The sequence below is a fragment of the Cupriavidus sp. FW305-26 genome (assembly GCF_058787975.1).
Genome location: NZ_JBYTAH010000156.1, coordinates 1 through 1508, shown reverse-complemented (window position 1 = coordinate 1508; position 1508 = coordinate 1). Strand labels below are relative to the sequence as shown.

The 1508-nt window shown below is 67.1% G+C and carries 1 protein-coding gene; it reads left to right on the top strand.

The features are described from left to right. A partial coding sequence (acs, locus tag AC3WQZ_RS35620; RefSeq protein ID WP_492302159.1) for an acetate--CoA ligase occupies positions 1-1508 on the top strand: 1508 nt, incomplete at both ends.

The following is a 1508-nucleotide window of genomic DNA, read 5'->3' as shown; positions in this document are numbered from 1 at the left end:
TTCTGGGCGCGCCACGCGCGCGAGCTGCTGCACTGGACCAAGCCCTTCACCAAGGTGCTGGACCAAAGCAACGCACCGTTCTACAAGTGGTTCGAAGACGGCGAGCTCAACGCCTCTTACAACTGCCTGGACCGCAATCTGCAGAACGGCAATGCGGACAAGGTCGCGATCGTGTTCGAGGCCGACGACGGCAGCGTGACGCGCGTCACCTACCGCGAGCTGCATGGCAAGGTGTGCCGCTTTGCCAACGGCCTGAAGGCGCTCGGCATCAGGAAGGGCGACCGCGTGGTGATCTACATGCCGATGTCGGTCGAAGGCGTGGTCGCGATGCAGGCCTGCGCACGCCTGGGCGCCACGCACTCGGTGGTGTTCGGCGGCTTCTCGGCCAAGTCGCTGCAGGAGCGGCTGGTCGACGTGGGCGCGGTGGCGCTGATCACCGCCGACGAGCAGATGCGCGGCGGCAAGGCGCTGCCGCTCAAGGCCATCGCCGATGACGCGCTGGCGCTGGGCGGCTGCGAGGCCGTCAGGAACGTGATCGTCTACCGCCGCACCGGCGGCAAGGTTGCCTGGACCGAAGGCCGCGACCGCTGGATGGAAGATGTCAGCGCCGGCCAGCCGGATACCTGCGAAGCCGAGCCGGTGAGCGCCGAGCACCCGCTGTTCGTGCTCTACACCTCCGGCTCCACCGGCAAGCCCAAGGGCGTGCAGCACAGCACCGGCGGCTACCTGCTGTGGGCGCTGATGACAATGAAGTGGACCTTCGACATCAAGCCCGACGACCTGTTCTGGTGTACCGCGGACATCGGCTGGGTCACCGGCCACACCTATATTGCCTACGGCCCGCTGGCCGCGGGCGCCACCCAGGTGGTGTTCGAAGGCGTGCCGACCTACCCCAACGCCGGCCGCTTCTGGGACATGATCGCGCGCCACAAGGTCAGCATCTTCTACACCGCGCCGACCGCGATCCGCTCGCTGATCAAGGCCGCCGAGGCCGACGAGAAGATCCACCCGAAACAGTACGACCTGTCCAGCCTGCGCCTGCTCGGCACCGTGGGCGAGCCGATCAACCCCGAAGCCTGGATGTGGTACTACAAGAACATCGGCAACGAGCGCTGCCCGATCGTCGACACCTTCTGGCAGACCGAGACCGGCGGCCACATGATCACGCCGCTGCCGGGCGCGACGCCGCTGGTGCCGGGTTCGTGCACGCTGCCGCTGCCGGGCATCATGGCCGCCATCGTCGACGAGACCGGCCATGACGTGCCCAACGGCAACGGCGGCATCCTGGTGGTCAAGCGTCCGTGGCCGGCCATGATCCGCACCATCTGGGGCGATCCGGAGCGCTTCAGGAAGAGCTACTTCCCCGAAGAGCTCGGCGGCAAGCTCTACCTGGCCGGCGACGGCTCGATCCGCGACAAGGACACCGGCTACTTCACCATCATGGGCCGCATCGACGACGTGCTGAACGTGTCGGGCCACCGCATGGGGACGATGGAGATCGAGTCCGC